This is a genomic window from Acidobacteriota bacterium, assembly GCA_030949985.1.
GTDB lineage: Bacteria > Acidobacteriota > Polarisedimenticolia > J045 > J045 > JALTMS01.
This window is the reverse complement of sequence record JAUZRX010000123.1, coordinates 1-6,901: the sequence shown is the minus strand read 5'-3', so window position 1 is coordinate 6,901 and position 6,901 is coordinate 1. Positions and strand designations below refer to the sequence as shown.

Annotated in this window: 5 protein-coding genes; 1 reads left to right on the top strand and 4 read right to left on the bottom strand. The window is 66.6% G+C overall.

The features are described from left to right. Positions 1 to 120: 120 nt before the first annotated feature. From Q9Q40_15580 to Q9Q40_15570, 3 genes are all read right to left on the bottom strand, one after another. Entirely contained in the window at positions 121 to 693 is a 573-nt protein-coding gene (locus Q9Q40_15580; GenBank protein ID MDQ7008642.1) for a phage integrase N-terminal SAM-like domain-containing protein, read from the bottom strand. Further along, the gene (locus Q9Q40_15575) at positions 690 to 1,673 is read right to left on the bottom strand and encodes a tyrosine-type recombinase/integrase (GenBank protein MDQ7008641.1); all 984 of its coding nucleotides are present in this window, start codon (positions 1,671 to 1,673) and stop codon (positions 690 to 692) included. Before Q9Q40_15575 ends, Q9Q40_15580 begins: the two co-directional genes overlap by 4 nt. A 112-nt stretch (positions 1,674 to 1,785) precedes the next feature. Then, positions 1,786 to 3,888: a toprim domain-containing protein gene (locus Q9Q40_15570; GenBank protein ID MDQ7008640.1), complete on the bottom strand. Its 2,103-nt coding sequence runs from the start codon at positions 3,886 to 3,888 to the stop codon at positions 1,786 to 1,788. 746 nt (positions 3,889 to 4,634) lie between these two features. Between Q9Q40_15570 and Q9Q40_15565 the strand changes: the two genes are divergently transcribed. Continuing rightward, positions 4,635 to 5,069 (top strand): helix-turn-helix transcriptional regulator, encoded by a 435-nt coding sequence (locus Q9Q40_15565; protein MDQ7008639.1) that lies wholly within the window; start codon positions 4,635 to 4,637, stop codon positions 5,067 to 5,069. Between the two features lie 862 nt (positions 5,070 to 5,931). Here the strand turns inward: Q9Q40_15565 and Q9Q40_15560 are convergent. Continuing rightward, positions 5,932 to 6,901 (bottom strand): RHS repeat-associated core domain-containing protein (locus tag Q9Q40_15560; protein ID MDQ7008638.1); only part of this gene is annotated, 970 nt, incomplete at its 5' end.

Below are 6,901 nucleotides of genomic sequence, written 5' to 3'. Positions count from 1 at the left end.
CCGACTCACCCGGCCGCGTGGCGCACTCACCCTGACGATGAACGCGAACAATGCGGCACAATCACAGATTGAAGGCTACCTGGCGGGACTCGAAAAAGCAGCGTAGAAAACTGCGTCAGTTTATGCAACGCTGGGGTAGAGCGTCTCGAGGATCGCGCGATCCCGCAGGCCGAGCGTGTCGCGGCCAGGCGCGGAGAGAAGCGTGCACACCTCGGCCTCTGAGAGCACGGCCTTCGGCAGCGGCCGGGTGCGGTTGCCGAGACGCAGTTCCTCAGCCGGGTTGAAGAGTACGACGCGACGCGCGGCGAGCCAGCGAAAGAAGGAGCGCAGCACGGAGGCCTCCGCCGCGAGCGTCTTTACGCTGAGCGACGTCGCTTTGGGACGGTTGTAGTCCGTCTTGCGCTTGCGGAGGTGGGCGAGGTAGTCGTCGAGCACGGCCGGCGTGATCTGCCGCGCTTGCGTGATGTCGCGCCGCTCGAGCCAGACGAGGAGCTGGCCGAGGTAGACGCGTCGATAGGCGACGGTCCCGCGCGCCAGGCCGCGGGCGAGAGCATCGGCCAGGTGGGCCTCGACAAGCGCGCCGAGATCGGCGGATCGGCCTCCAGGAGCGCTCACGGATCGGCAAATCGGCTCGTTGACGCCGACCTCTTCGAGCGAGATCGACCCTTCCGTGAAACCGTCTGACACCTTCATCGCTTCTCTCGCGGGTGGCAGCGCCGGTGCACCGTCTTCAGGTCCGTCACCTCGACGCGGGTGTAGATCTGCGTCGTGGCCACCGAGGCGTGACCGAGCATCGCCTGGATGTGACGGATGTCGGCGCGGCCGCGGAGCATGTGCGTGGCGAAGGTGTGACGCATGGAGTGCGGCGTGACGGGTCGCTCGATGCCGGCGGCCTTGGCCAGCCGGCGGATGCGATCGATCACGCCGAGCGGCAGCAGCGGCCGGCCGTTCTTCGACAGGAAGACGGTCTGCTCGCCGGCGTTGTCGCGCACGAGCAGCTTCGGCCTGGCTACGTCGAGGTACTCGCGCAGCCAGCGGCAGGCGACCTCCCCCAGCGGCACGACGCGGTCTTTCGCGTTCTTGCCCTCGTTGATCCGCACGAGACCGCGGTCAAGGTCTAGGTCGTAGACGGTCAGTGCCCGCAGCTCGGCGTTACGGATCCCGGTCGAGTACAGCACCTCGAGCATCGCCCGGTCGCGTAGGCCGAGCGGCGTCGTCACGTCGGGTGCCGCCAGCAGCCGCTCGACTTCCTTCTTCGTCAGCACTGAGCGCGGCAGGATGCCCTTGCGCTTCGGCAGTTCGAGCCCCGCAGCCGGGTCGTACAGCAGCACGTCGGTCTTCACCAGCCAGCGAAAGAAGGCGCGCACGACGCTGAGCCTCGCCGCCTGTGTCGCGATCGCCAGCCCGCGGCCCCCGTCGTCGGTGTAGCCGTAGAGCCACGTCTGGTAGCCGTGCAGGATCTCGGGCGTCACGGCCGTAACCTCTTCGACGTTGGTCTCCCGGTCGAGCCAGGCGAGGAAAAAGCCGATGTGCGAGCGGTAGGAATCGATCGTCCGCGGCGAGAAGCCCGCGACCCGCATCCGCTCGAGGAAGCGGACGATCTGAAGCTCGAAGCGCCGGCGCCGATCCTCTCGCACAAAAACGACCCCCACCTTTTCCCGAAATCGCCGCAAGCTCGACGGATTCCACAGCTAACAGAAAGAATCAAAACGAGTTGCAGCTTGTGAGTTCGGCTCACAAGCTGGCCACAAGGTCGTCGATTTCCTCACAAGCTGCCTGTTTCGCTCACAAGCTGGCGTTTTCGGCCACAAGGTCCTGCAAACGCTTCGAGTTGCGAGGCCTCGCGTTCATCGTCTTCCGCTGCTTTTCGAGCAACGCCTCGACGTCGACCAAGCCGGCCAGGTAGCGCCGGTCCTCGTCCGGGTCGCCGTCGAAGAGCAGCTCGTAGCTCATCCGCCGGCCGTTCTTCCCCGCGGCCAGCACGACGTACTCGAGTTCGACGAGCTGCCCCAGGTGCACCCGCACCTGCCAGTCGCTCCAGCCCGTGTAGGCCCGCACGTCCCCGCGCGTGAAGCAGCACTTGCCGGGCCGCGTGTCCCGCGTCATCTCGACCAGGTGCTTCAGGAGCTGCCGTGTCGGGTGGGCCAGCTCGTCGAGGCCGCGGCCCAGCACCTCGCAGGCGAGCCGGTTCGCCAGGGTGATGTCGCGGGGTTCGACCTCGACGTATTCGACCTCGATCCCGTGACGCGAGGCCCGCTTGATCTCCCGCTGGTGCTGGTGCAGCAGCGCAATCGTCTTGATCAGCGTCAGGTACTTCTTCTGCTCGCGGCGCATCTGCAGCCGCTCGTCCGGGTAGGACAGCTGCGGCGCGTACTGGTTGACCACCTTCAGGGGCCGCAGGAGTCGCTGGAGGTTCTGCTGCCGGCGCCGCACGGCGCTGGCAGCCTCGCGCCCGAGGATCCCCTCCAGCGTGTCCGCCTCGCGCTGCAGCCGGAGGATCCGCCGCGTCTGCTCGGCCGACTCGTCGATGCCGACCTGGACGAAGCGGTTGCGGGTCTCGAAGTCCAGGGCCTCGGGCGAGGTCGTCGTCAGCAGGATGAAGACCGGCCCGTGGATCCGGTACTCCTCGGTGCGCAGCTTGCCCGTCTGCGGATCGGTTCTTGTGGCGGCGATGGTCAGCACCTGGGCCGACTGCAGCGTACGGATCGAGTAGCCGGCGTCCTCCGCGCCCTGCTCCTCGTCGATCGCCATCACCTTGTGCGCCAGCGAGTCCTCCTCCTTGTAGAACAGCGCCTGGCCCGTCAGCCGCGTGTACTTGGCCAGTTGCTCCTCCGGCACGAAGTCGCACAAGGCGTCTTCCAGGCACGACTTGCCGGCGCCGGAGCGGCTGACGATCAGGAGGCCCAGGGGTTCGTCGAGAAAGCGCGAGAGCGTGCCCAGGTAGCCCACCGTCAAGGCCGTCGTCTCGCCGACGAAGCCCGCCTGTTCGAAGTCACCGAGGATGCGCGCCAGCAGGTCCGGTTTCCGCAGCAGCCGCAGCGCGTCCTCGCGCTCGCGGTCCGGGATCTCGATGCGTCCCGTGTCGATGTCGTCTTCGCCGTGCTGCGCCAGCTCGAGCCGGATGCCCTCCAGGGTCTCGATTAGCTCGGCGACCGCCCGTGACAGCGCCTCCTCGTCCTCGCCGAAGAGGCGGGCCAGCTCCTTGATCAGGCCTGAGCGGGCACGGTGGCCGTAGAGATCCAGCGTGTCCAGGTGGACGCGGCCCGAGCCCTCGACACGCAGATTGACGCGCAGGCGGTCGAGGCCGTTGGCCGTCAGGCCGCGCACGCGATACGTCCGCTCGGCGAAGGCGATCAGCCGGCCGCCGCCGGGCTCGTGGGTGACCCGGGGCTCGTCGCTGCCCTGGTTGCTTTCCTTCGCTGTGGTCTTCACAGTTAAGGGTAGGGAGCTCGCGACGTGCTTTTGAAACGCTTCGGAGCCGAGCGAGAGGAAAAGCTCGTTCGGGTCCTTCCCACCCTCGACGCGCGCGTCCACGACGTCGATGCCGAGCTTTTGGATCCGTTCAGCGATCACCTGCGTCGCCTGGTTGCCGGCCTCGTCGTTGTCCAGCCACAGCAGCACCCGCTTGACGCGGAAGCGCTCGAGCAGCTCGGCGTGGTCCTCGGTGAAGCCTTGCGTGCCGTAGATGCAGGAGACGTTGCGGAGGCCTGCACGCCATAGCGTCAGCGCGTCGAGCACCGACTCGGTGAGAATCACCTCCTCCGAGCCCTTGAAAGCCTGCCAATGAAAGACCCCGCGGCGCGGACCGGGCAGGTAGAGATGCTGGTCGCGCTTCACGTGCCGGCCGTAGAAGCCGACCACGCCGGCGTCGGGAAGCGTCAGCGGCACGACGACGCAGCCCAGGAAATGTTCGCGGCCGCGGGCGGACGATGCCGGCGGCCTTCAGGGCCTCCGCCGTGTCGCCCTCGGCGGCGAAGGTCGCACGCAGCGTCCCGTCCACGTAGCCGACCTCGAAGGCCGCAAGCATCTCGGGATCGTCGAGGCCGCGGCTCTTGAGATAATCCTGGCCTTCGGGGCGCTCGCGGAAGACCCGGTGGTAGTGCGCCGCCACGCGGCCGAGGAGCGCCGGGTCCGCCGGCACGATCGCCGGCACGGGCTCCGAAACCGACGTCGGCCGGGACCTCCGGCCCGCACGGGCCGGCGGATCCGGCTCCTCGTAGCCCAGGCGCTTCAGCGCTTCGAGAAAGGTGATCCCTTCCATCCGGGCCACGAAGGCGAAGACGTCGCCGCCGCTCTTGCCCCCGTTGGTGCGGCAGGCGCCGAAGCAGTTCCAGAGCTGCTTGTCGGGATTGACCACCAACGACGGCTCCCGGTCGTCGTGGAACGGGCACAGGCCGACCCAGTTGCGGCCCTTCCGGGTCAGCGCCACCCCGCGGCGCCGTATCTCCGCCACCAGGTCGTGACCCCGCCGGATCCGCTCGATCTCCGCCTTGCTCACTACATCCCGGATCCCTCCCTTGCCACGAAACCTGTCAAGACCTTTTTTCGACCGTCGGGCCTCGGAGGTGGTCGTTTCGAGGGCGTGGCGAGATTATCGGATAATGGTATAGGTATACTGGTCAAGTGGTTTCGCAATGAGCAGCCAGAGCCTCCCAGAATCCACTCCTACAATCGACCTGCGGATCGCACCGCAGGAGATCGAGGCCTTGGCTCGCGCAGCGGCACGGAGCAAAACCCAGCAAGAGACCATCGGCGAGCGCTTGGCACGCCTGCGCCGCGAGCGTGGCCTGACCCAGGCCGACGTCGCCGAGCGGCTCGGAATCGTCCAGCCCGTCGTCTCCGACTACGAGCGCGGCGAGCTGCGGCTGCACGGCCAGCTGATCATCGAGCTGACCCGAATCCTCGGTGTGACCGCGGACGAGCTGCTGGGCCTCGGGGGCTCGAAACGCAACGGCTCGGTCAAGAATCGCCGCTGGCTGAAACGCATGCAGCAGCTCGAGCGCCTGCCCAAACGCGACCAAGAGGCGCTTGTGCGCACGATCGATGCGTTTCTCGACAGAGCGCGCTGAGCGCCGGCGTTTCTTTCCTTAGCTGTCGGCGCCGTGGCCGTCGCCTGGCCGGAGCCGGGATGACCGGAGGCGGCGCGACAGCGCCGCCGCAGGTCAGCGCGGCTCCGCGATTATCGTTGCCGGTTCAGCACGGCGCACAAGACCGGAAACCACATTGATCGGAGACGACGAGAGAGCCCCGGCGACCGGCCCCTCGCCCCGCTGGGGGGCCGGGCGACGGGGATCGCGGGGCTGGATTACATCGCAGGCGTTGCGAGGGCGTGCCGCGGTCGCCGTCAAGCACGGCGTCGATTACGACCACGGCGTAGCGCCGAGCCCCCCGGCGGCCCGCTGGGGGGCGGCCCGGAGCGCAGCGGAGGGCGGCGCAAGGGGGGCAGTGCACATGCGCTGCTGTCCCCCCGTGCAGGCCGCGTGACGGACGCCCGGCCGCCGCGGTCCGCCTTCATCGCCGACGTTCATCCGGGCGGCCGGCGCGCGGCGTGCCCTCGGGGGTCCGCGCCAGTCTAATCGCTTCTTCACCTGCGAAGGCCCGGAGCGCCCGTAGGCGCGGAGGGTCTTCGTCTGGTGAAGAACCGATTAGACTGCGCGGAGATGACAGCAGCTTCCTTATTCTCTCGTTAGTGATGATGGCCTGCCTACCCGGTCGATCAACTCCTCTAAAAGCAGACCTCGCTGGTTCGGTTCATCGTCTTCGCCGAAGCCAGTCTCGCAGAGTTCATCAGTAAGAGCCTGCCGAATCCGAAAACGCATCTCCTCGGAAAGATGTGGCAGTGTGTCGACGATAGACACAGGAATATCGGGGCATCGCTGACGGATGACCTCCTGCAACACGGTGCGCAAGTGTGATTGCAGTTTCATTGTCCTATTTCCTCAACGGATCCCGCACGCCATTCCGGTTGTTTGCGTGAGTGGTGATGACCTTTCCGTCCTTGTTTGTGACGACGGTGGCGTCTTTGCCGACGTACTTGGTTCGACCTCCGGATTGGCCCACGGTTTCCACGGGATTCTTAGCAGCATCGAGCATTGCTCGAGGCGAGACGCCGCGACCGCCATCTCGACTAATGGCTTGATTCAACCCGTGCTTGGTGTGACCAGTGATCCTACCGCCCGCTACTCCGGCATTGGCCGCAGGTGTTTCCGCGGCAGCTGCCCCGCTTCCGCGCAGTGCGGCATTCGCGGGTGCAGCCATCGCTAAAGCCAATCCTGATGCCCGGCCAACGTCCTCGGCGACCGCGCGCACAACGCCCTCGCCATTGGCTCCCGAGCCGATCGCTTCGCCTGTTGATGCCCCTACACGGAGAAGGTCTGCAGTTCCCGACACGAGATCGCCGGCTGTCGACACCGCCGCATCTACCAAGACACCGACCACGCCCGATCCGACACTCGCCTGCACGCTACTCGTGATCGTGCCGACCTTGTCGTCAATCCAGTTGGCGACGTCGTTTCCGTCTTCTCCAGTCGGGTCGTTGAATCGAAGTGGGTTGTTCGTGACGTACGGATACAGATTCCAGGATTGTGGGTCCTCTGGCGTGCCTTGAACGGGATCAACGCTGAGGAATCTACCAAGGTTGGCTCCATAGTACCTCGCCAACATGTAGTCCAGCTCAACCTCCCCATCCCTCTCATGCCCCGTAAACTTCATCCGCTGATCCCCGCTCTCCTCCACCGTCGCCCCCATCCCGAACGGGAAGTACTTCCAGCGGCCGATCTCGATGCCGTTCTCGTCGGTCATCAACCGGGTGCTGCCGAGGTGGTCGCGGTGGACGTACTGGAGGTTGCGGGAGGCGGGGGCCGAGGCGGGGTTCTGGTTCAGGGTGGTGTTGCGGGCGTCG

Coding starts and splice junctions, on each gene's coding strand:
- Q9Q40_15565 (MDQ7008639.1), top strand. CDS start 4,635: ATGAGCAGCCAGAGCCTCCCAGAATCCACTCCTACAATCGACCTGCGG.
- Q9Q40_15580 (MDQ7008642.1), bottom strand. CDS start 693: ATGAAGGTGTCAGACGGTTTCACGGAAGGGTCGATCTCGCTCGAAGAG.